The organism is Helicobacter pylori (assembly GCF_015904775.1).
GTDB classification, from domain to species: Bacteria; Campylobacterota; Campylobacteria; order Campylobacterales; family Helicobacteraceae; genus Helicobacter; species Helicobacter pylori_DM.
Map to the genome: position 1 here is coordinate 1 of NZ_JADZNC010000016.1, position 23206 is coordinate 23206.

19 protein-coding genes and 5 pseudogenes are annotated in these 23206 nt (G+C 39.6%); 16 read left to right on the forward strand and 8 right to left on the reverse strand.

All coding sequences use genetic code 11. The features are described 5' to 3' along the window. Positions 1-164 precede the first annotated feature (164 nt). From I6852_RS06915 to I6852_RS06930, 4 genes and pseudogenes are all read right to left on the reverse strand, one after another. A pseudogene (locus tag I6852_RS06915) lies at positions 165-577 on the reverse strand (hypothetical protein). A 9-nt stretch (positions 578-586) separates the two neighbouring features. Next, positions 587-1076: pseudogene (locus I6852_RS06920) on the reverse strand (hypothetical protein). 8 nt (positions 1077-1084) lie between these two features. Beyond that, positions 1085-1816 (reverse strand): TIR domain protein, encoded by a 732-nt coding sequence (locus I6852_RS06925; RefSeq protein WP_197291887.1) that lies wholly within the window; start codon positions 1814-1816, stop codon positions 1085-1087. 243 nt (positions 1817-2059) lie between these two features. Beyond that, positions 2060-2320 (reverse strand): hypothetical protein, encoded by a 261-nt coding sequence (locus tag I6852_RS06930; protein WP_197291886.1) that lies wholly within the window; start codon positions 2318-2320, stop codon positions 2060-2062. A gap of 70 nt (positions 2321-2390) precedes the next feature. Between I6852_RS06930 and sppA the strand changes: the two genes are divergently transcribed. The 3 genes and pseudogenes from sppA to I6852_RS08065 all read left to right on the forward strand — a co-directional run bounded on the left by sppA (position 2391) and on the right by I6852_RS08065 (position 6634). After that, positions 2391-3269, forward strand: coding sequence for a signal peptide peptidase SppA (gene sppA / locus I6852_RS06935; RefSeq protein ID WP_197291885.1), 879 nt, complete (start codon positions 2391-2393; stop codon positions 3267-3269). Between the two features lie 2 nt (positions 3270-3271). Continuing rightward, on the forward strand, positions 3272-4153 hold the full coding sequence (gene purU, locus I6852_RS06940; protein ID WP_197291884.1) for a formyltetrahydrofolate deformylase: 882 nt from the start codon (positions 3272-3274) through the stop codon (positions 4151-4153). A 1-nt stretch (position 4154) separates the two neighbouring features. Then, positions 4155-6634 (forward strand): annotated as a pseudogene (locus I6852_RS08065) (hypothetical protein). A gap of 629 nt (positions 6635-7263) precedes the next feature. On the opposite strand, the gene hpnL reads toward I6852_RS08065, so the two are convergent. Continuing rightward, the gene (gene hpnL, locus I6852_RS06955; RefSeq protein ID WP_001945164.1) at positions 7264-7482 is read right to left on the reverse strand and encodes a nickel-binding protein HpnL; all 219 of its coding nucleotides are present in this window, start codon (positions 7480-7482) and stop codon (positions 7264-7266) included. A 252-nt stretch (positions 7483-7734) separates the two neighbouring features. Between hpnL and rsmA the strand changes: the two genes are divergently transcribed. The 7 genes and pseudogenes from rsmA (at position 7735) to I6852_RS08235 (ending at position 14235) form a co-directional block, all read left to right on the forward strand. After that, positions 7735-8550 carry a 16S rRNA (adenine(1518)-N(6)/adenine(1519)-N(6))-dimethyltransferase RsmA gene (gene rsmA / locus I6852_RS06960; RefSeq protein WP_197291882.1) on the forward strand — a complete coding sequence of 272 codons (816 nt, stop codon included), beginning with the start codon at positions 7735-7737 and terminating at the stop codon, positions 8548-8550. Between the two features lie 37 nt (positions 8551-8587). Beyond that, complete coding sequence (locus tag I6852_RS06965) at positions 8588-10657, forward strand: ribonuclease J (protein ID WP_197291881.1); 2070 nt, start codon at positions 8588-8590, stop codon at positions 10655-10657. Beyond that, positions 10641-11630: a KpsF/GutQ family sugar-phosphate isomerase gene (locus I6852_RS06970; protein WP_197291880.1), complete on the forward strand. Its 990-nt coding sequence runs from the start codon at positions 10641-10643 to the stop codon at positions 11628-11630. Before I6852_RS06965 ends, I6852_RS06970 begins: the two co-directional genes overlap by 17 nt. After that, positions 11627-12700 carry a dual-specificity RNA methyltransferase RlmN gene (rlmN, locus tag I6852_RS06975; RefSeq protein WP_147741516.1) on the forward strand — a complete coding sequence of 358 codons (1074 nt, stop codon included), beginning with the start codon at positions 11627-11629 and terminating at the stop codon, positions 12698-12700. Before I6852_RS06970 ends, rlmN begins: the two co-directional genes overlap by 4 nt. A gap of 197 nt (positions 12701-12897) precedes the next feature. Beyond that, positions 12898-13017: pseudogene (locus I6852_RS08285) on the forward strand (hypothetical protein); the annotation flags it as partial. Then, positions 12965-13150, forward strand: coding sequence for a hypothetical protein (locus tag I6852_RS06980; protein WP_331458762.1), 186 nt, complete (start codon positions 12965-12967; stop codon positions 13148-13150). The pseudogene I6852_RS08285 and the gene I6852_RS06980, both read left to right, overlap by 53 nt. A gap of 246 nt (positions 13151-13396) precedes the next feature. Continuing rightward, positions 13397-14235: pseudogene (locus tag I6852_RS08235) on the forward strand (outer membrane beta-barrel protein). A 131-nt stretch (positions 14236-14366) separates the two neighbouring features. Here the strand turns inward: I6852_RS08235 and I6852_RS06990 are convergent. Further along, the gene (locus tag I6852_RS06990) at positions 14367-14987 is read right to left on the reverse strand and encodes a hypothetical protein (protein WP_197291879.1); all 621 of its coding nucleotides are present in this window, start codon (positions 14985-14987) and stop codon (positions 14367-14369) included. Between the two features lie 101 nt (positions 14988-15088). Between I6852_RS06990 and I6852_RS06995 the strand changes: the two genes are divergently transcribed. The 6 genes from I6852_RS06995 to I6852_RS07020 are packed head-to-tail and all read left to right on the forward strand — an operon-like array spanning position 15089 to position 21426. After that, positions 15089-15343 carry an RNA-binding S4 domain-containing protein gene (locus tag I6852_RS06995; protein ID WP_001217158.1) on the forward strand — a complete coding sequence of 85 codons (255 nt, stop codon included), beginning with the start codon at positions 15089-15091 and terminating at the stop codon, positions 15341-15343. A gap of 24 nt (positions 15344-15367) precedes the next feature. After that, positions 15368-18130 carry an isoleucine--tRNA ligase gene (ileS, locus tag I6852_RS07000; protein WP_197291878.1) on the forward strand — a complete coding sequence of 921 codons (2763 nt, stop codon included), beginning with the start codon at positions 15368-15370 and terminating at the stop codon, positions 18128-18130. A gap of 16 nt (positions 18131-18146) precedes the next feature. After that, positions 18147-19061 (forward strand): CpaF/VirB11 family protein, encoded by a 915-nt coding sequence (locus I6852_RS07005; protein WP_197291877.1) that lies wholly within the window; start codon positions 18147-18149, stop codon positions 19059-19061. Then, complete coding sequence (gene fliI, locus I6852_RS07010) at positions 19062-20366, forward strand: flagellar protein export ATPase FliI (protein ID WP_197291876.1); 1305 nt, start codon at positions 19062-19064, stop codon at positions 20364-20366. Positions 20367-20376: 10 nt separating this feature from the next. Beyond that, positions 20377-20643 carry a flagellar biosynthesis protein FliQ gene (fliQ, locus tag I6852_RS07015; RefSeq protein WP_000445741.1) on the forward strand — a complete coding sequence of 89 codons (267 nt, stop codon included), beginning with the start codon at positions 20377-20379 and terminating at the stop codon, positions 20641-20643. A 3-nt stretch (positions 20644-20646) separates the two neighbouring features. Continuing rightward, positions 20647-21426, forward strand: coding sequence for a UDP-N-acetylmuramate dehydrogenase (locus I6852_RS07020; protein ID WP_197291875.1), 780 nt, complete (start codon positions 20647-20649; stop codon positions 21424-21426). Between the two features lie 69 nt (positions 21427-21495). Here I6852_RS07020 and I6852_RS07025 read toward each other — a convergent pair whose 3' ends face one another. Continuing rightward, positions 21496-22362: a phosphoethanolamine transferase gene (locus tag I6852_RS07025; RefSeq protein WP_331458760.1), complete on the reverse strand. Its 867-nt coding sequence runs from the start codon at positions 22360-22362 to the stop codon at positions 21496-21498. Further along, positions 22344-23198 (reverse strand): phosphoethanolamine transferase, encoded by an 855-nt coding sequence (locus tag I6852_RS07030; RefSeq protein ID WP_197291874.1) that lies wholly within the window; start codon positions 23196-23198, stop codon positions 22344-22346. The genes I6852_RS07025 and I6852_RS07030 overlap by 19 nt, the downstream gene beginning before the upstream one ends. Positions 23199-23206 lie beyond the last annotated feature (8 nt).

Below are 23206 nucleotides of genomic sequence, written 5' to 3' on the forward strand. Positions count from 1 at the left end.
ATTGATGTTTAAAGCCTTATTTTTATAGTTTGAAGTTTTATCTTATAGTGAAAATCATAAGAGGGTGGGATTATTTTGCGATACTCTAAATCTTAAAACGCTTCAAAAATTATCGTTTGATTGAAGTCAAGTTGTTTTATAGCCAGTGCTTCATTAAAACAGAATTAACAACAAAAACCATACCGCTAAACACAGAGCTAACACCCAATAGGGGAAAAGGCTAAACGAACGCATGGCGGATAAGAATTGCGTTGATTGGCAAGTTTGATGAATAGGAAAGACTTCAAACAGCCTTTCATCGGTTTTTTATCAGCCATTGGTATTGCTCCCTGAATGACCTTTCTTGCATGAGATAATAAGCGTCTAAAAACCAAAAACATAGAAGTAGCACCCCTAAAACGCATAACCCATAAAGATTAGAAATCGCTTCTATTTTAAGGGATAAAACCCCAACCGCAAGAGCGAGAGTCCATTTTTTGCATTCTAAAGAATTTTGTGCCATTCTGTTGATAACGCCTTGTAAGATCTTAAGCTCTTCTATAAGGATTTTTGTTCTGTCTTTCGGGGTATTTTCCATGTTTGATATTTATCTATCAAAGCTCAAAGTCCAAGCGCCTTTGTTGGTTTGTATTTCTGCTTCTATAATATTGCACCCTTGAGAAATGCCCTTTAAACTTTCTCCAAATTTAAGGGTTTGAGGTTCCATCATCAAACCCTTTTGCTCTAATTGAGAAATTTTATTTTCTATGTCTGCCAACCCTTCCTTTTGAGCTCCAAACATCTTATAAAAGCTTGCCATATCTTTAAAATCCTGTATAGAGATTGGAGTAACTAGACCTAAAAGCAACTATGTTGCCAAACACCTCTTCTGGAACAAAATTAACAGCACAATTACCCCGATTAAGCTTCACGCCTTGAATAGTAACGCTATCCACTCTAGAGCTGATTTGAAACTCTCCCTTGCTATTCACGCTCATCTCAATCGGCGATTCACCGTCGCCACCATTCCCACAGCCCACTAAATACAACGCTAAACAGCTTGCACTTAGTAATTTTTGATAAGTTTTAAAAAACATGTTTGCTCCTACGAATTGATTTGTTGTGATAGTTTTTTAAGGGTTATGGTCTCAAAACTTTTTAAAAATAGCGATATATCATGAAAGAGTTGCATGCTTTCCATCATTGGAATTGGGCGACTCTCACTAATAGAATGAGCGATTTTTAATTCTTCATAAATCCATGCGGAATAAGTGATTTTTAATAGATTTTGATTAAAAGAAACGCTGTTACTGCTTTGTAAAAACACGAAATAGGGGCATTTTTCAATCATATCTTGTAAAGATTCCCTGAGAATGAGCGTGAAAGCGTCTTCAATCTTGCTAACATCAATATGATGTTTTTTTATTTCTTTTAGAATATCATTTTTATAATCCCAAAAGAGAGAGTCTATAAATATTAAATTAGAACGATCGGATGGTTCTAAAAAGGACTTGATATTTTTAACGCCTAAAAAATCATTATTTTTCATGTCAATATGCGAATGAGAAAGAAAAACCTTAGTTTTATTTAATCGCTCTTGTAAGGGATTAAAAAAGGCTTCTTTAATTTCATTGCGATTTAGTAAAGTGTATTCATTATTTTTTAGACTCTTTTGAATGAGAGTTTTAATCTTATTGGCTACTTCATGTATGTTAGAAACAGCTTGCTTGTCATAATAAGCGTATTCAAGCTTACTTTTCCCCCCTCTGTCAAAATGAAACTTGCATAAAACTTCACGATTTTCTCTTTCATCTAAATCAACCACAAAGGCTTTCATGATATATTTTCCTTTAATATTTTTATGAAATTTTCAAACCTTTATAAACACGATTTTAAGTTTTCTTTAAAATCTTTTGATTATAGTAGACTTAGACTTAGCTTAAGAGTGCTTGAATTTTGGGGTGTTGGGGGGTGTTAGAATAACTAAAAACCACCGCTAAAAAAAGCCTTTTTATAAACAAAAAAGGCGTTAAAACTTACAAGCGGCAGACCCTAAAAGCGCAAAAACAACAAAGGCGATCTAAAAAACCTCTTCGCATGCCTTTTTGTCTTTATGGAGTAAGCATGCTTTTTGCAACTCAATAAAGCGTTTTTTCCTTTCTTCTTCGGTCATATTGTCAGGCTTTTCAACAGGGTGTGAAAGAGGGCGTGAAAGCTTTGAAGTGGGGGTATTGAATTGGGGCGCATACCCCAGTTTATTGACTGCATAAAAGCCTAAAGCGGCGATTAAAATAAAAATCCAATCTGTTTTTCTGATCTTAGGGCAAAATTTACACGCCATGATTTAATCCTTAAAACATTTGAAGTATAATACACTCTTATGGTCAAATATTAAGTTTAGGAAAAGTTGCATGTGGAGTTTCATTCAAAAAATCTTTAAGGCTTTAGTGATTATGCCTTTAGATTTTATCACGAAGTATTTCAAGTCGTTTGTGCTGTTACTCATTGTATTAGTCTTTTTTAGCACTAAAGAAAGCGCGCCAAGCGCCCCACCCAATCTCGCTAAACTCTATTTAAATGGGGCGATTTTTAGCACCGAGGATTTTGACAAAGAAGTGGATAAAATCTTAAAAACCCCTAGCATTAGGGGCGTTTTGCTTTTGATTGATTCTCCTGGTGGGGCGGTGTCAGCGAGCGTGGAATTGAGCGAAAAAATCGCTGATTTGAAGCAAAAAATGCCCGTTTTAGCGTATGCTAGGGGGGTTATGGCGAGCGGGAGCTATTATGCGGGCATGCAAGCGAGCGAAGTTTATGCCTCTAAAGCGAGTTTGATCGGATCGATTGGGGTGATTTTTTCGGGCGCGAATGTGGAAAATTTGCTCAATAAAGTCGGCGTGGCCACTCAAGGCGTGCATGCGGGTGAATACAAAGAAATAGGCACTTTCACCAGGGCATGGAAACCTAACGAAAAAGAATTTTTGCAAAATTTAGTCAATGAGCAATACCAAATGTTTGTGAATGATGTCGCAAAAGCCAGAAAATTAAACGCTAAGGATTATAAGGATTTTGCTGAAGGGAAGGTCTTTAGCGCTCAAAAGGCTCTAAAATTAAAACTCATTGATAAAATCAGCACGATTCAACAAGCCCAAAACCGCTTAATGGAATTGAGTAAGGTTAAAAAAGCTTATTGGCTAGAAAAAAGCCCTATGGAGCGCTTCATTGAAAAAGCCACGCAATCGGTTACAAGCATCATCACGCAAGCCTTTGGCTATCAATTATTAATGAGATAAAGATGTTAGAATTTATTTTAAAAATTCAAGCTAGAGACTCTAAAGGCTTGGTGAGTGCGATTAGCACCACGATCGCTAACAAGGGCTATAACATCGTCAAAAACGATGAATTTGTTGATCCCTTAAAACAGCGCTTTTTCATGCGGCTAAAAATCCAAAAAGAAATGAAGCCCTTGAATACTGAAATTAAAGAGCAAGAAGAACGATCCTTAAAAACCGCTCTTTTTAAAGCCTTAGAAAACTTTAACGAACTATCCATTGAAGTCATTTTAACGCATAAAAAAAACATTATTTTACTCGCCACTAAAGAGAGCCATTGCTTAGGGGATTTGCTCTTAAGGGTGTATGGGGGGGAATTGAACGCTCAAATTTTAGGCGTTATTTCTAATCACGAGGTTTTACGCCCTTTAGTGGAAAAATTTGACATCCCTTATTTTTACGCGCCTTGCGTTGATCAAAACTTGCATGAAAAAGAGGTTTTAGCAATCATTAAAAACCTAGAATTACAGCACAAAGCAAGCACGGATCTGCTCGTTTTAGCCAAATACATGCGCATTTTAAGCCATGATTTTACGAAGCGCTATGAAAACCAGATCTTAAATATCCATCATAGTTTCTTGCCCGCATTCATCGGGGCTAACCCTTACCAGCAAGCGTTTGAAAGGGGCGTGAAAGTCATCGGGGCCACGGCACATTTTGTGAATGAAAGCCTTGATGCCGGACCGATTATCATACAAGACACTCTGCCCATTAACCACAATTACAGCGTGGAAAAAATGCGCCTAACGGGTAAGGATATAGAAAAACTGGTTTTGGCTAGGGCGTTAAAACTCGTTTTAGAAGACAGGGTGTTTGTGCATGAAAATAAAACGGTGGTGTTTTGAAATGCCTTTAGATTTCAGCAACCTTAATGAAGAACCCTTAAAAATCCAAATCAAAGCCGAGTTTTTTGAGGATGAAAAATTCCTTTATAGCGGGGATAAGATAGATTTCATGCTAAGCTATCAGCACCCTAACGCCACCTTACCCGTTTTACCCATTTTATGGGGCGAAGCTAAAAGGGGCGATTTTGACGATTTGGACAAAGCCTTTACGCAACTGCTTTTAACCATAGGCAAGCACAAGTTTTATACCCACCACACGCCACCCTATTTGTGCGCTTTCAACGCTTTTAGAATGGAATTTATCGCCTTTAATGACACGATCACAAGCTTTCTTTATAAAAGCGATATAGATTTTTCTATCACCCCAAGCAACCACAACACAGAGGGTTTTAAACACGCTTTAGACGCGTTTAAAGCCATGTGCAAACCCCATAAATTGGTTTTTGACTTTAAAACCCAAAGCCAAGAATGCAAAGAATTTATCAAAGACCATTTAAACTCTAGCCATTTACACAACAAAATCCAAATTGACAAAAACAATTTCTTTACGATCTATCAAAAGTGGCTTGAAATTGTCAAACCCACCATTAAAATAGATTGGGAGCTAGCCAAAGCCGAAGGGATTTTAGACGCAGACTATTATTTAGCGGATTTGCTTAGCGATGGCGATAAAACCATTATTGAGAAATTGCGCACGATTTTAAAATCTAGCCACTATGAATTGAAATGGGGTTCAAATACGCTGAATAAATTGGGGTTAGAGGGAATTACGAAAGTTGGTTTCACAGACGGCCAACAAGCCCACAAAGAATTTTGGAGCATTTATGAAAGGCCTCCTAAATCAGAGTTTCAAGCTTCTATTTTAGAGCGGCGCGATTTGTTAGTGCCAAGCGATGTAAGGGAAAGGAAAGGGGCGTTTTTCACCCCTAAAATCTGGGTGGAAAAGAGTCAAGAATATTTAGCTAAAGCTTTGGGGCAAGATTATCAAGAGGATTATATCATTTGGGATTGCGCTGGGGGGACTGGGAATCTTTTGAATGGCTTGACTAATAAAGCTAATTGTTTCCTATCCACTTTAGACAGCAACGATGTGGCGATCGTTAAAGAATTGGCCGCTACCAACAAACTGAATCTGCTAGAAAACCATGTTTTCCAATTTGACTTTTTAAACGATGATTTTTTTAGCGATAAAATGCCAAAAAGCTTGCAAGAAATCTTAAACGACAAAGAGAAACGAAAAAAGCTCATCATTTACATCAACCCACCGTATGCGGAAGCGACTTCGGCTAAAACGCCTAGCGGCACAGGGAAGAATAAAGATTTAGTGGCTAGGGGCAATCTTATTTGCAAGAAGTATAAAGATGAATTGAATAAAGCCAATAACGAACTTTTCGCTCAATTTTTCATGCGCATTTATAAGGAATTGGATGGTTGCATTATGGCGAGTTTTTCAACGCTCAAATACCTTAATTCTAGCAACTTTAAAAAATTCAGAGAAGTCTTTAAAGCCAAATTTTTAAAGGGGTTTATGGTGCCTGCGGATAGCTTTGATAATGTGAAAGGGCAATTCCCCATCGGCTTTTTGGTGTGGGATACCGCTACCCCCCCTTAAAACCAACCAACACGCTCAATTTGGAAGTGTTTGACTCGCTTGGCGAATTTTTGGGGTATAAAACTTTTAAGCCGATAGTGGATAGGGTTAAAAATATTAACGCTTGGATAAAAAATTACGATAATAAAAAAGCTCAAGCAACTATGGGTTTTATGGAAAATCCTACGCCTGATTTCCAAAATAATAACTTTTTGTGTGTTTTAAATCAGCAAGGAACAAGGCATAACAACTATTTTGGTTTAACCCCCACAAACCTTCTCATCGGCACGATCTACTTTTCCATCCGCCATTGCATCAAAGCCACATGGCAAAACGATAGGGATCAATTCTACGCCCCTTATGATGACGCTTTCCAAGACGACAGCGAGTTCAAAAACAATTGTTTGGCGTTCATGCTTTTTCACACCCAAAACCGCATCACTGCTACTCAAGGGACTAACCATTTCATCCCTTTTAGCGAAGATGAAGTCGGACCTAAAGAAAGGTATTTGAGCCACGCTCTATTAGACTTTTTAAAAGGCGAAATCAAAGAATCTAAAGAGAGCGATAGCCTCTTTTTAAGCGCCAAAAAAGAAAACAAACCCCTAGAATTCAGCCCGAGCGCTTCAAAGGTGTTTGACGCTGGCAAAGAGATCTATCGTTATTACCACAAACAAGATTTCACCCACACCCCCTATAACGCCAACGCAAGCCTCTATAACATCAAGGAATTTTTTCAAGGCCGTAACGAGCAAGGCAGATTAAACTCACCCACTAAAGCCAAAGATAAATATTATAAACAGCTTTACGATAACTTGAAATACGCCCTAAAAGATCTTGCCAAAGAAATACAGCCTAAAGTCTATGAATACGGGTTTTTAAGGGAGTAGTTTTTAAGACAAATAATCAAAGAGCTAAAGCAAGCGGTATTTTCTTGCAGCGCGCTCTATGGGGGGTTTAGTTTTGTAGGGAGGAGAATTATTGCTATTCTCTTAAGAAAATGCGTTCTACAATAAAATAAAACGCCCCAAAAGTCAAGGACAAACCCGCTTTTTAAAGGAAACCCCTAAGCTTTTAAACTTAAGGGAACGCTCTTAGAAAATCAGCGTTTCACAGAAACGATCACTTTAAGCCCCAAAAAAGCAGACTCAAAGTATAATGATCTCCAAGAGCGTTTGCCACTTTTGCGTTTCATGGCATGCTCCTTACAATATTGGTCTGCCCCATATCGCAACTATGGGGCGTGATGAGATTTTACAACAAACCCCCTTAAAACACCCCTAGATCGCATCCAATACGCAAGACAAAGTTTTACGCCCCATTATGACCACTCATTAATAAACCTAATCTTTATTGGATAGAAAACAGAGCCATTTGACAAGCATCAAAAAGAGGGATTTTAAAAGTTTAAAAATCTAACGGAGTTAAAAAAGTTAGTTTAAATGGATAAATTTACTAGATTAAAGGAAAGAGTTAAAAGCTAGGAGTAGCCCTAAGGCCGCCCCCACAAACGCTCCAATCAATATTGTTGGTTTTGTTGTTGTGCTTTTTGTTGTTGTTGCTGGTGTGCTTGTTGTTGTTGCTGTTGTTGTGCTTGTTGCTCTGCTTGTTGTTCGGCGTGTTGTTGCGCGTTATGATGGTGGTGTTCGCCGCCATAATAATGGTGGTGGTGCGCATGGTGATGGTGATGGTGTTGGCTGTTAGCCTGTTGTTGCTGTTGTTGTTCATGGTGTGCCATGATGACTCCTTTAATTGAAATTTAATTCTAGCTCATTGGCTAGGATTTCATTCTATAATGCAAAATCTAACCAATTATTAACGAAAAAGATTTTAATACTAATTTTTAACACGAGCACCAATTCAAGCGCTCCTATTGTCAAAACTACCAACATCTTTGAATGAAAAAAGCTATAATAAGGAAGTTGCATTAAAAAGGAAAGATAAATCCCCTTTTTAAGGTATAATATGAGGAATTTTAGAAGCGCTTCTTATGGTAGTAGCTAAAAAGTCTTTAGGACAGCATTTTTTAACGGACGAGTCGTTTTTAGATAGAATTGTTAATGCTTTGCCCCCCTTAAACCCATTAAAGCTAATTGAAATTGGCGTGGGGCTAGGGGATTTGACTCTTAAGTTGTTGGATCGCTATCCTTTAAAGACTTATGAGATAGATAGCAATTTGTGCGAGAAAATGCGATCAAAACTAAAGGCGCAAAAAAAGCCTTTTGAGTTGGAATTAGTGGAAAAGGACGCTCTTTTTTTAAGAGAAGAAGAGCCTTATTTTTTGATTTCTAATTTGCCTTATTATATCGCTACCAGGCTTGTTTTAAACGCGCTCAAAGACCCTAAATGCAGGGGTTTATTGGTGATGACGCAAAAGGAAGTGGCGTTCAAATTTTGTGCTAAAGATTCACAGAACGCTTTAAGCGTTTTAGCTCACGCCATAGGGGATGCTACCCTTTTGTTTGATGTGCCGCCTAGCGCGTTTAGCCCGCCTCCAAAGGTGTTTTCTAGCGTGTTTGAAGTGATTAAAGAGCCGCTGAAAGAAAAGGCGTTAGCTTCATTAGCCCAAGCGCCATTTTTTGAAGAAGCCCTACAAAAAGGGTTTGAAACGTTAGAAGATTTTTTGAAAGCTTGTTTCTCATCTCCCAGGAAGACGCTTTCAAACAATCTTAAAAAAAGCGTTTCTTATAAAGAAAAGCTTGATAAGGTGTTAGATTTTTTAGCGTTAGAAAACCAACCAACAAGCGTGAGGGCGTCTGAGATAAAAGATTATCTCAAGCTCTTAAATTACCTTTTAAAAGGCTAAGGCCTTTTTAAAAAATTGAAATAAAGGAATAATCGTTATGACTGATAACAACCAAAACAATGAAAACCATGAAAACAGCAGTGAAAATTCAAAAGCTGATGAGATGCGAGCCGGAGCGTTTGAGCGCTTCACCAACCGCAAAAAGCGTTTCAGAGAAAACGCGCAAAAAAACGCAGAGTCTTCAAACCATGAAGCGTTTTCGCACCATAAAAAAGAGCATCGCCCCAACAAAAAACCAAACAACCACCACAAACAAAAACACGCCAAAACACGAAATTACGCCAAAGAAGAATTGGATAACAACAAAGTAGAGGGCGTTACGGAAATTTTGCATGTGAATGAGAGAGGGACTTTAGGCTTTCATAAGGAGCTCAAAAAGGGAGTTGAAGCGAATAACAAGATCCAAGTGGAGCATTTAAACCCGCATTATAAGATGAATTTAAACTCTAAAGCGAGCGTTAAAATCACGCCTTTAGGGGGCTTGGGCGAGATTGGGGGGAACATGATGGTCATTGAAACCCCAAAAAGTGCGATCGTGATTGATGCGGGCATGAGCTTCCCTAAAGAAGGGCTTTTTGGCGTGGATATTTTAATCCCGGATTTTTCCTACTTGCACCAGATCAAGGACAAAATCGCCGGTATTATCATCACCCATGCCCATGAAGATCACATAGGGGCCACGCCTTATTTGTTTAAAGAGTTGCAATTCCCCCTTTATGGCACGCCTTTGAGTTTGGGGCTGATCGGGAGCAAATTTGACGAGCATGGTTTGAAAAAATACCGCTCGTATTTTAAAATCGTAGAAAAGCGCTGCCCCATTAGCGTGGGCGAATTTATCATTGAATGGATCCACATCACGCATTCTATCATTGACAGCAGCGCTTTAGCGATCCAAACTAAAGCCGGAACGATCATTCATACCGGCGATTTTAAAATCGATCACACCCCAGTGGATAATCTGCCTACGGATTTGTATCGTTTAGCGCACTATGGCGAAAAGGGCGTGATGCTTCTTTTAAGCGATTCCACCAACTCCCATAAATCCGGGACTACGCCGAGTGAAAGCACCATAGCGCCGGCTTTTGATACCCTTTTTAAAGAAGCGCAAGGGAGGGTGATTATGAGCACCTTCTCTAGCAATATCCACCGGGTCTATCAAGCCATACAATACGGCATTAAATACAACCGCAAGATCGCTGTGATCGGGCGCTCTATGGAAAAAAACCTAGACATCGCCAGAGAATTAGGCTATATCCATTTGCCTTATCAATCTTTTATTGAGGCCAATGAAGTCGCTAAATACCCGGATAATGAAGTCTTAATTGTAACGACCGGCTCGCAAGGCGAAACCATGAGTGCGCTTTATCGCATGGCGACTGATGAGCACCGCCACATTTCTATCAAACCCAACGATTTAGTCATCATCTCCGCTAAAGCCATTCCTGGCAATGAAGCGAGCGTTTCAGCGGTATTGAATTTTTTGATCAAAAAAGAAGCTAAAGTGGCTTATCAAGAATTTGACAATATCCATGTGAGCGGGCATGCCGCCCAAGAAGAGCAAAAGCTCATGTTAAGACTCATTAAGCCTAAGTTTTTCTTGCCCGTGCATGGGGAATATAACCATGTCGCGCGCCACAAGCAAACCGCTATTTCTTGCGGGGTGCCTGAAAAAAATATCTATTTAATGGAAGATGGCGATCAAGTGGAAGTTGGCCCTGCGTTTATTAAAAAAGTAGGCACCATTAAAAGCGGTAAAAGCTATGTGGATAACCAAAGCAATTTGAGTATTGACACAAGCATCGTGCAACAAAGAGAAGAAGTCGCTAGTGCGGGGGTGTTTGTGGCTACGATTTTTGTGAATAAAAACAAGCAAGCGCTTTTAGAAAGCTCTCAATTTTCCAGTTTAGGGCTTGTGGGCTTTAAAGATGAAAAGCCTTTGATGAAAGAAATTCAAGGGGGCTTAGAAATGTTATTAAAATCCAGCAACGCCGAAATTTTGAATAACCCTAAAAAATTAGAAGATCACACTCGTAATTTCATCAGAAAAGCGCTCTTTAAAAAGTTTAGAAAATACCCGGCCATCATTTGTCATGTCCATGCTACCTGATTACAACGCTATCGCCGCGCAAGTCTTAAGAGATGAAGCGAGCGCGCTTTTAGAAAGCGTCAAGCAATTCCAAGAACCTAACGATTTAGAAGCCATTGTCAAGCTCATTTTAAAAAGCCAAGAAAAAGGGGGTAAGCTTGTGATAGTGGGCGTGGGTAAGAGCGCTTTAGTGGCGCAAAAAATCGCTGCTTCTATGCTAAGCACCGGTAACAGGAGCGCGTTTTTACACCCTACAGAAGCCATGCATGGGGATTTGGGCATGGTGGAAAAAAACGATGTGATCTTAATGATTAGCTATGGGGGTGAGTCTTTAGAATTATTGAATCTAGTGAGCCATTTGAAACGCTTGAGCCATAAAATCATCACTTTCACTAAAAGCCCTAATAGTTCGCTCTCTAAACTCGGCGATTATTATTTGAGTTTGAAAATTAAAAAAGAAGCTTGCCCCATTAACACCGCTCCAACGACTTCTACCACCCTAACTCTAGCGTTAGGCGATGTTTTAATGGCATGCTTGATGCGAGCGAAAAACTTCAGCCAAGAAGATTTTGCCTCCTTTCATCCGGGCGGGCTTTTAGGCAAAAAACTTTTTGTCAAGGTTAAAGATTTACTGCAAACCACGAACCTCCCCCTAATCGCTCCTAATACAAGTTTTAAAGACGCGCTCATAGAAATGAGTGAAAAACGCTTGGGCAGCGCGATTTTAGTCAATGAAGCTAACGAGCTTGTGGGGGTGTTGAGCGATGGCGATGTCCGTAGGGCGTTATTAAAAGGGGTGAGTTTAAAGAGCGAAGTGAAGCATTTTGCCACTTTAAAGCCTAAAAGCTTTAAAAATTTGGACGCTCTTCTTTTAGAAGCGTTAGAATTTTTAGAGCGCCACAAGATCCAGCTTTTGGTGTGCGTAGATGATCATAATAAGGTTTTAGGGGTCTTGCACTTGCACCAACTTTTAGAATTAGGGCTTAAAGCATGAAAGCGAGCATTTATGATTTCACTTTAGATGAATTGAGTCAGCTTTTAAAACCAAGCTTTAGGGCTAAACAGCTTTATTTGTGGCTCTATGCGAAGTATAAAACAAGCTTTAAAGACATGCAAAATAATTTTTCAAAAGATTTTATCGCTTATTTGGAGCGAGAATTTACTTTGCGCACGATAGAAATCACGCATGTGAGGGAGAGCGTTGATGGCTCTAAAAAATACCTTTTTAAATCCTTAAGGGACAACCACACTTTTGAAGCGGTGTTTTTGAAAATGAAAGACAAAAAGATTGACGAAAAGACTAACGCCATTTTAGAGGGGGAAAAATACACCGTGTGCGTGTCTTGTCAAATCGGCTGTCAAGTGGGTTGCTCGTTTTGTTTCACTCAAAAAGGCGGTTTTGTAAGGAATTTAAACGCGAGCGAGATTATCCAGCAAGCCCTGCTCATTAAAGAAGACAATAACCTCCCCATTGAAAAAGCGCTCAATATTGTTTTTATGGGAATGGGCGAGCCTTTGAACAATTTAGATGAGGTGTGTAAGGCGATTGAGATTTTCAATACCGGCATGCAAATTTCACCTAAAAGAATCACCATTTCCACGAGTGGCGTAGCCGACAAAATCCCCATTTTAGCGGGCAAAAATTTAGGCGTGCAATTAGCCATATCCTTACACGCCGTAGATGACAAAACGCGCTCATCTTTAATGCCCTTGAATAAAAAATACAACATTGAATGCGTTTTGAATGAAGTGAGGAAATGGCCTTTAGAGCAGCGAAAAAGAGTGATGTTTGAATACCTTTTGATCAAAGATCTAAACGATAGCCTAGATTGCGCTAAAAAACTTTTAAAACTTTTAAACGGCATTAAATCCAAAGTGAATTTGATTTTATTCAACCCGCATGAAGGCTCTAAGTTTGAGCGCCCTAGCTTAGAGAGCGCTAGAATGTTTGCGGATTTTTTAAACTCCAAAGGTTTATTATGCACCATTAGAGAGTCTAAAGCCTTGGATATTGAAGCGGCTTGCGGGCAATTGAGGGAGAAAAAACTCTCCCAACAAATTTAAAAACTCTTTTTTGTGGTGTTTGTCTTTTTTCTAATGGGGGGTGTTGGTTTTAGTCAAGCGATAATTCAAAATTTAGGGGATATGGATTAAAAATTAGCGCTAAATTTTCTTTCATTAACAATTAATTAGATTTTATATTGTAGAATAAAATCCTAGCCAGTGAGCTAGAATTTAAATTTTTAATCAAAGGAGTTATCATGGCACACCATGAAGAACAACACGGCGGTCATCACCACCATCACCACCACACACACCACCACCACTATCACGGCGGTGAACACCACCATCACCACCACAGCTCTCATCATGAAGAAGGTTGTTGCAGCACTAGCGATAGTCATCATCAAGAAGAAGGTTGCTGCCACGGGCATCACGAGTAATATCGGTGTGGCTAGGGGCAACTTGACTAGGGTTGTCTCTGGTTTTGAGTTTAAGATACAATCATTCTAATCAAACCCATTAAATCCAATCAAACCACCGCAACACGCTTGATTTTTATTTTTACAAATATTCATTAATGTTAAAAATACTCACCAATGCCTATAAAAAGTAATTTTTTATCCAATAATATTGTTAAGACTTTTAATAAGCTTCAATGTTTTACAATATTCAAAATATTAAAACAATTTTTCAATCAAGGAAAGGGTATGCAAGTTACCCCCCCATTTTTTAAAACCCAATAAGAAATTTTTATTTTTGGCTCTGTATTCTGTGCTAGGGTTTCATTTTAGCCACGCTATAGATGAGGGCGCGCTTAATAAACTCGTTGGAAAGAAGGTTCAAGAAGCTTTAGCGAAAGAAAAAGCTAAGGCTAAACATCAAAGAGCGGATAAAAGCGCTTTTTTTGCTGGTCTTGGCTATAGCGGGATGTTTTCATGGAATTTAGCTTATAAAGATAGTTTTGTTTTGCTACCTCACTACTTTAGTGGAAGACTCTTAGAAAGAAAAGATCCCAGCACCATTTTAAACGGCTTTAATTTTAAGGTGGGGTATATCAGTATATCGCTCCTGTTAAGATTAAAAAAATGGGTTTTGGCGTTAGAGGAGGGTTCCAATATTCCTATAAAGCGGGTAATTACATGGAAAAAGATAAATACCAACAATACTTATTTGGAGTGATACCCATAGACACAATAAGTCCTGTTTCTTTTTTTAATGGTGGTATGATAACAATGTCAACTTACAGCTTTTTGTTAGATTTTTTACACAATGTGTATGAAAATGAGAAGTTTTTCATCGGTTATTTTATAGGGGGTGGGCTAGGGGGTGAGAGCGTAACAGCCAATGTTCTTAAAGATTTTGGTAATATATTAGTGCAATTAGCGCAATTTCAGGGCTATGGCTCACTAGGGATAAGAATGGGCGATAAGCGCCACACGCTAGAATTGAGTGCGAGCATCCATGGCGACGCTCCTAGTTGTTCTTTAAAAAAGCTAAAGACTTGCGAAAGCGTGAGAGTTTTACAAGCAAAAATCCCTAGGGGCATTTTTGAAAGCTATGTTACTTGGAGCGCGGATTATGTTTATCGTTTTTAAAAGTTTTTGAAAAATTAATGGCTTTGTTCCAATTGAATAGGGGTAATAAAATCTAAAAAATACTCAAGGTATTTTTTTACAATCTAATCATACATAAAGAGCTTACGAAAAGCGAGCGATCGCTTCATGCTTTATGGTTCCAACCCCCATGCGTCTTTAAAAGAAGCGTTTTTAAGCTTTAAATTCAAGCTCCCCTCAATCCATTGAGTATTAGCCCCCTTTTCGTTGTTGTCAAATAAAAACACCCCTAAAAAGCCTCTAGGGGTTTTAATCAGGCTCAATTCCACGCTAGGAAGAATGATTTTGCTGTCAGGTTTGACTTCAAAGGCCAGGAAAAAGGGGCGGTTGTTTTTAAAATTGTAGCCATTTTTGGTGTATGAATAGCCAGGGGCACTTTGCAAGATGCCTTTTTGAGTTTCCACGCTAAAAGAATCCAAGTAATAAAACCCAGGCTCTAGCTTGAACGATTGAACTTTGGCTGAAGCGTAGCGGTTTTTCCATAAGAGCATGAAACGATTACTCCCTAGCATGAATAAAGGCCCCCTAGGGTCTTTGAGCTTTGCTTTAGGGTTTTTCTTAAGCGCTTCATTGTGTTTGGCGACAACTCCTATATCCACTTTGCGCCAATAAGTGCGCACGCTTTGGCCTTGATGAGCGATATAAAGATTCACCAAACCAGAATGATGGCCTTTAGGGGGCAAGCAAGAGGCTAATAAAAGAGCGGTTAACAAACTCACAATTTGAAACTTCAAACAAATTCCTTAAAAAGAGTGGTGGCTGAATGCTAACATGCTAAAACTAAAACCCTAATAAGTTATGGATAAAAACTTAAAGAATAGGGTAAAATAAACGCATGCGAATAGACAAATTTTTACAATCAGTGGGTTTAGTGAAGCGGCGCGTTTTAGCGACAGATATGTGCAATGTAGGGGCGGTGTGGCTCAATGGGAGTTGCGCTAAGGCTAGTAAAGAAGTGAAAATAGGCGATGCGATTAGCTTGCACTATTTAAAAGGGATAGAAGAATACACGATTTTACAAATCCCCACTTTAAAAAATGTGCCGCGAAAAGACACGCACCTTTATATCGCTCCTAAAACAAAAGAATAAAGATAAAAGATTAAGGAACAATCCATGAAAGAATACAAAGACACCCTAAACTTAAACACAACCACCTTTTCTATGAAAGGGAATTTGAGCGTTAATGAGCCTAAAACTTACGCCAAATGGCAAAAGCAACAAGCGTTCAAACGCATGCAGGCTAGGAAAGATAACCATGGGGATTTCACTTTGCATGACGGGCCGCCTTATGCGAACGGGCATTTGCATTTAGGGCATGCCTTAAATAAGATTTTAAAAGATATTGTTATTAAAAGAGAATATTTTAAGGGGAAGAAAATCTATTACACGCCCGGTTGGGATTGCCATGGCTTGCCCATTGAACAGCAAATTTTAGAGCGATTAGAAAAAGAAAAAACAAGCCTAGAAAACCCCACGCTGTTTAGAGAAAAGTGCCGAGATCATGCGAAAAAGTTTTTAGAAATCCAAAAGAATGAATTTTTACAATTAGGCGTTTTGGGGGATTTTGAAGATCCTTATAAAACCATGGATTTTAAATTTGAAGCGAGCATTTATAGGGCTTTAGTGGAAGTGGCTAAAAAAGGGCTTTTGAAAGAGCGCCATAAGCCTATTTATTGGAGTTATGCATGCGAGAGCGCTTTAGCGGAAGCTGAAGTGGAATACAAGATGAAAAAATCGCCCTCCATTTTCGTGGCGTTTGGTTTGAAAAAGGAGAGTTTAGAAAAATTAAAAGTCAAAAAAGCGAGCCTGGTGATTTGGACGACCACGCCCTGGACTTTGTATGCGAATGAAGCGATCGCTTTGAAAAAAGACGCCCTTTATGCACTCACTCAAAAAGGCTATTTAGTCGCTAAAGCCTTGCATGAAAAATTAGCCGCTTTAGGGGTGGTGGATAGTGAGATTGCACATGAATTCAATTCCAATGATTTAGAATATTTGAAGGCCACCAATCCTTTAAACCAAAGAAATTCCCTAATCACTCTAGGAGAGCATGTCGGTTTAGAAGATGGCACAGGAGCCGTGCATACCGCACCCGGGCATGGTGAAGAGGACTATTATTTAGGCTTAAGATATAATTTAGAAGTGTTAATGTCTGTAGATGAAAAGGGTTGCTATGATGAGGGCATTATCCATAACCAATTATTAGATGAAAGCTATCTGGGCGAGCATGTTTTTAAGGCTCAAAAACGCATCATAGAGCAATTGGGCGATTCTTTATTGCTAGAGCAAGAGATTGAGCATTCTTACCCGCATTGCTGGAGGACGCACAAGCCTGTGATTTACAGAGCGACCACGCAATGGTTTATTTTAATGGATGAGCCTTTTATCCAAAATGATGGCTCTCAAAAAACCTTAAGAGAAGTGGCTTTGAATGCGATTGAAAAGGTGGAATTTGTGCCAAGCAGCGGGAAAAACCGCCTAAAAACCATGATAGAAAACCGCCCTGATTGGTGCTTGAGCCGGCAAAGAAAATGGGGCGTGCCACTGGCCTTTTTCATAGACAAACGCACGAATAAGCCATGTTTTGAGAGCGAAGTTTTAGAGCATGTGGCGAATCTTTTTGAAAAAAAAGGCTGTGATGTGTGGTGGGAGTCTAGCGTGAAAGATTTATTGCCCCCTAGCCATCAAGAGGACGCCACGCATTATGAAAAAGTCATGCATATTTTAGACGTGTGGTTTGATAGCGGTAGCACCTTTAAGGCGGTTTTAGAAGACTACTATGGAGCAAAGGGGCAAAGCCCTAGCGATGTGGTTTTAGAAGGGAGCGATCAGCATAGGGGGTGGTTTCAAAGCTCGCTTTTAATCGGTTGTATTTTAAACAACCAAGCCCCTTTTAAAAAGGTCATTACGCATGGCTTTATCGTCGATGAAAAGGGCGAGAAAATGAGCAAATCTAAGGGCAATGTGGTGTCTTTGGACAACTTACTCAAAAAGCATGGGAGCGATGTGGTGCGTTTGTGGGTGGCGTTTAATGACTATCAAAACGATCTAAGGGTCTCTCAAACCTTTTTCATTCAAACAGAACAGCATTATAAAAAATTCCGCAACACCTTGAAATTCTTACTCGCCAATTTTAGCGATATGGATCTCAAGAATTTAGAATGCCCCCATGACTTCAGCCCTTTAGATCATTTTATATTAGAGGCTTTAGAAACAACAAGTGCTGGAGTCAATAGCGCGTTTGAAGAGCATGATTTTGTGAAAGGCTTGAATATTTTAATGGCGTTTGTTACCAATGAATTGAGCGGGATTTATTTAGACGCTTGCAAGGATAGCTTGTATTGCGATAGCAAAAATAATGAAAAACGCCAAGCCATTCAAATGGTCTTACTCGCTGTAGCTAGTCAATTGTGCTACTTTTTAGCCCCGATTTTAACGCACACGATTGAAGAAGTTTTAGAGCATAGCCAGGTGCTTTGCGCGTTTTTACAAGCCAAAGATGTGTTTGATCTAAAAGGCATTAGCGTTTTAGAAAAACTCCGCCTTAAAGAGTTTAAAAAACCAGAAAATTTTGAAGCCGTTTTAGCCTTGCGTTCTGCCTTTAATGAAGAGTTAGACCGCTTGAAAAAAGAAGGCGTCATTAAAAATTCGTTGGAATGTGCTATTGAAGTAAAAGAAAAAGCGTTGCGTGAAAATTTGATAGAAGAATTGCTGATGGTGAGCTTTGTAGGGGTTGCAAAAGAAAAATTGAGCGAAACGCCAGCATTCACGCTCTTTAAAGCCCCTTTTTATAAATGCCCCAGGTGTTGGCGTTTTAAAAGCGAGTTAGAAAACACCCCTTGCAAGCGCTGCGAAGAGGTTTTAAAAGAGCGATGATAAAAGGATAGGGCTTTTGGAAACTTTACAAACCCATAGAGTTTTACAAGCCCTAATTGGCCATTTTACCCCTTTTTTAGAAAGCGGGATCACCGAGCTAATCATCAATACCGAGCAGGAGCTTTGGCTTTATAAAGTCAATAACACCCGAGAAAAAAGAGGGCATGCGCTTTTTGATAAGGCGTTTTTACTGAGATTTTGCGAGCAATTGGCCAGTTTTAGGGGGTTGTTTTTTGATGAAGAGCACCCCACTTTAAATTGCTCTATCCCTTTCACGCGCTATAGGGTAAGCGCGAATCACTTCAGCATCACCACAAACAACCAAATCACGCTCAATATCCGTGTGCCTAGGCTTAAGCCCTTAAGTTTAGAGGATTTCATTTTCAAAGCAAGCGATCCAAATGGTTTGAAAGATTTAGCCCTAAAAGGGCATAACATTCTCATTAGCGGGGAGACTTCAAGCGGTAAAACAAGCTTATTAAACGCTCTTTTAGATTGCGTCAATAAAGATGAAAGGGTGGTGAGCGTTGAAGACAGCCAAGAATTGGATTTAAAAGCGTTCAGTAATTGCGTGGGGCTTTTAGTGGGCAAGCAAGAGAATACGCGCTTTAATTATGAAGACGCTCTCAATATGGCCATGCGCTTAAACCCGGACAGGCTCATTGTGGGCGAGATTGACACTAGGAATGCGGCGCTCTTTTTGCGTTTAGGAAACACCGGGCATAAGGGCATGCTCTCAACCATTCACGCTAATAGCGCTCAAAACACTTTAGAAGCCCTTTCACTGAATTTGAGCATGCGTTACACGCATTCTTTGGATAAAGATCTAATGCGAGCGTATTTTAAGAGCGCGATTGATGTGATCGTGCATGTGAATAGGATCAATAATGAGCGCCAGATCGCTGAAGTCTTATGGACTAAAGAGCTTTAAATGCCCCTAAAATCCTTAAAAAACCGCTTGAATCAGCATTTTGATCTATCGCCTCGTTATGGGAGCGTGAAAAAAATCATGCCCAATATCGTTTATGCGGATGGTTTTAACCCCTCTGTGGGCGATGTGGTGAAGATTGAAAAAAGCGATGGCAGCGAATGCGTGGGAATGGTGGTGGTGGCAGAAAAAGAGCAGTTTGGTTTCACGCCCTTTAATTTTATAGAGGGGGCTAGGGCTGGCGATAAGGTGCTGTTTTTAAAAGAGGGGTTGAATTTCCCTGTGGGCCGTAATCTTTTAGGGAGGGTGCTTAACCCTTTAGGGCAAGTCATTGACAATAAGGGGGCGCTAGATTATGAGCGGTTAGCGCCTGTGATCACAACGCCTATAGCCCCTTTAAAAAGAGGCTTGATTGATGAGGTTTTTAGCGTGGGGGTGAAGAGCATTGATGGGCTTTTGACTTGCGGTAAGGGGCAAAAACTGGGCATTTTTGCCGGCTCTGGGGTGGGTAAATCCACGCTAATGGGCATGATCACTAGGGGTTGCTTAGCGCCGATTAAAGTGATCGCTTTGATTGGGGAAAGGGGCAGAGAAATCCCTGAATTTATAGAGAAAAACTTAAAAGGGGATTTAAGCTCTTGCGTGTTGGTGGTCGCTACGAGCGATGATAGCCCTTTGATGCGCAAATACGGGGCCTTTTGCGCGATGAGCGTGGCGGAGTATTTTAAAAACCAAGGGCTAGACGTGTTATTCATCATGGATTCAGTGACTCGTTTCGCTATGGCTCAAAGAGAAATCGGCTTAGCCTTAGGCGAACCGCCCACTTCCAAAGGCTACCCCCCATCCGCGCTTTCTTTATTACCTCAATTAATGGAAAGAGCGGGCAAGGAAGAAAATAGGGGGAGCATTACGGCTTTTTTTAGCGTGCTAGTAGAGGGCGATGATTTGAGCGATCCCATAGCCGATCAGGCCAGGAGTATTTTAGACGGGCATATTGTCTTAAGCAGGGAATTGACCGATTATGGGATCTACCCGCCTATTAATATTTTAAACTCCGCATCAAGGGTGGCTAAAGACATTACTAGCGAGTCTCAAAACCTTTGCGCGAGAAAATTCCGCCGTTTGTATGCGTTGTTGAAAGAAAATGAAATGCTCATTCGCATCGGCTCTTATCAAATGGGGAACGATAAAGAGCTTGATGAAGCGATTAAGAAAAAGGCTTTGATGGAGCAATTTTTAGTGCAAGATGAAAACGCTTTGCAGCCTTTTGAACAAAGCTTTCAGCAATTAGAAGAAATCTTAAGATAAAAGGAATGTTATGGAATCACAACTCATGAAACTCGCCATTGAGACTTATAAAATCACTTTGATGATTTCTTTACCGGTATTACTAGCGGGCTTGGTGGTGGGGCTATTAGTCAGTATTTTTCAAGCGACCACTCAAATCAATGAAATGACCTTGTCTTTTGTGCCTAAGATTTTAGCCGTGATTGGGGTGCTGATTTTAACCATGCCGTGGATGACTAACATGCTTTTAGACTACACCAAAACCTTAATCAAGCTCATTCCTAAAATCATAGGCTAGAAAATGCTAGAAACCATTATTGATTTTTCTCGTTACAGCAGCGTGAAAATCGGCACGCTTTTAAAAGTGAGCGTTTTAGAAAACGATAATGAAATCTCTCAAGAACACCAGATCATAGGCTTAGCGAACAACCTTTTAATCGCTCCTAGCGCGAAAAATCTCGCTTTATTAGGCAAGAATTACGATTACATTTGCGATCATGGCGAATGCGTTGAAATAGGGGGAGCGGCCAACTCGTCTAAAATTTTTAATTATTTTAGGGCGAATGATTTAGGGGGTTTGGAGTTTTTAGGGCAATTGCCTGGCACTTTAGGGGCGTTAGTTAGAATGAATGCCGGCATGAAAGAATTTGAAATCAAAAATGTTTTAGAAAGCGCTTATATCAATAATGAGTGGCTAGGGAGTGGAGCTTTGGGGTTGAGTTATCGCAATAGCAAATTCAATGGCGTTGTTTTAAGAGCGAGGTTTAAAAAAACGCATGGCTTTAGAGGAGAGGTTTTAAAAGCGTGTCAAAGCATGCGAAAAAGCCACCCCAAATTGCCTAATTTTGGGAGCTGTTTCAAAAACCCGCCTAACGATCATGCGGGCAGGCTTTTAGAGGGTGCGGGCTTAAGGGGTTATTGTCTAAAAAGAGTGGGCTTTGCTAAAGAGCATGCGAATTTTTTGGTGAATTTGGGGGGTGCAGAATTTGAAGAAGCGCTAGATTTGATAGAACTCGCCAAAACCAGAGTGTTACAAGAATACGGCATTCATTTAGAAGAAGAAGTGAAAATTTTAAGGTAGGGTTGAAAGGCTTTTTTAAAATCAATCTTACCCCTATTGATGAGAGCAGAGCCTTATTTTGCAACCTTATCATGATCCAATCCCCCAGCGACAAGTAATCCTTTTTCTTTGGGCGTCAAATTGGGGGCTAAAAAGGTTTTTACTCTCTATTTCATCTTTAGTGCGAATGCCCACCAAAGGCAAAAGAGAATGGATTAAATCATCGCTCATGAAAGGTTTGTTTAAAGCGTTTTTAATCAATTTGACTTTCTCGGGGTGTTTTTCTTTAAAAATATCGCTCACATAAATCATAAAAGGGATTTCTAATCCCGCTTTAGAACAGCTATGCCCATAAGTAGGGCCGCTTTCAAAAACATCTTGCCCATGATCGCTCAAATAAAACACAATAGCGTCTTTATCTTTAAAGAGATTAAAAATCCCATTCAAAATAGTATCGTTATAATAAAGCGAATTGACATAATCGGCAACGATTTGCTTGTCTCTATCATTGCTCACATGCAAATTAGAAAAAGACAAATCGCTTGGTTTGAATTTGGCGAAGCTTTTAGGGAAACGCTCGCTGTAAGTCTTGTGTGAGCCACGCAAATGGAACACGATAAAATTCTTGCTTTTTAATTGGGACAGGATATTTTTGGAATAAAAAGTTAAAATATCTTCATCATATCCTGTCCATTCTCCAGGAAGGAAGTAGAGATTTCTATCGCGTTGAAGAAGGTAGCGGTTTTTAGAGCGACTAGAAACTAGATCTTGTATCAATGACCATTGATCGACGAATTGTTTTTCTAACCAAAAAGTTTCATAATGGGATCGCTTGAAAATGTCTATCATGTTGCGGTAATGATACCAAGGCTTATTCGTTTCAGCATCGCTATAATTGAGCAGGTTTTCAAAGACATCAGAAGTGCTGCCTTCTTTGCTTATCGTGTCAGAAAACACGAACAGGTTGTTACTCTCTCTCTCTCTCTCTCTCTCTCTCTCTCTCTCTCGTTGGCGAGTTGGCTCAATAGGGGGTTATTAGGAACGCTATAGCCATAGAGTTGCATGAAATTTCTGCTCGCGCTTTCGCCGATGACTAAGACAACATTTTCAACATCGCCCGTGCTAGAAAGATAATCGCTTGGTAAATAAAGGTTGCTAAAAAAACTATAAAATTTTATGGCTTGTTGGCGATCGGTTAAGCTCAAATAGGCGGAATAAAACCCCCTAGCTAAAGAAAGAGAAGAGAGCGATCTTTTTAAAATGGCGTCGTTCTTTGTAAGGGGTTTAATGTTACGAACGTTCCCTATTGTAAGGATAGAAAGCCCTAAAACGCCCGCTATCACACCAGGCACAAGTGCTCTAAAGCGAATGATTTTAATCGCAATCAACAAAGCGATCAAAATCAAAGCGTAGTAAAGCAAATAGTTTTTATAGCTTTTTATAAACGCCATCGTTTCAGAGCTGTTTGTGGCTAAAAGCGTGTCAATCAAGCCTTTGGAAAAAGGCATTTTAAACATAAAGAGCGTAAAAATTTCAGCCACGCTAAAAATAATACCGCTTCCTATAAACAACCATTCTAATGAATACTGCAAGCGTTTTTTAGGGATTAGCGCGCAACCATAATACACCACAAACCCGATTAAAAAAGCGCCTAAAAAGCCTTTAGAGAAAGAAAACAGATCGCTATTTTTGTAAGCGTTAGAAAGAGCGTTACACAAGAGAAATATTAAAAACTTTTCATCTAAAGTTACGCTCTTTGCAAAGAATTTTAAAAACTTCAATAATTTTTCCATGAATGCCC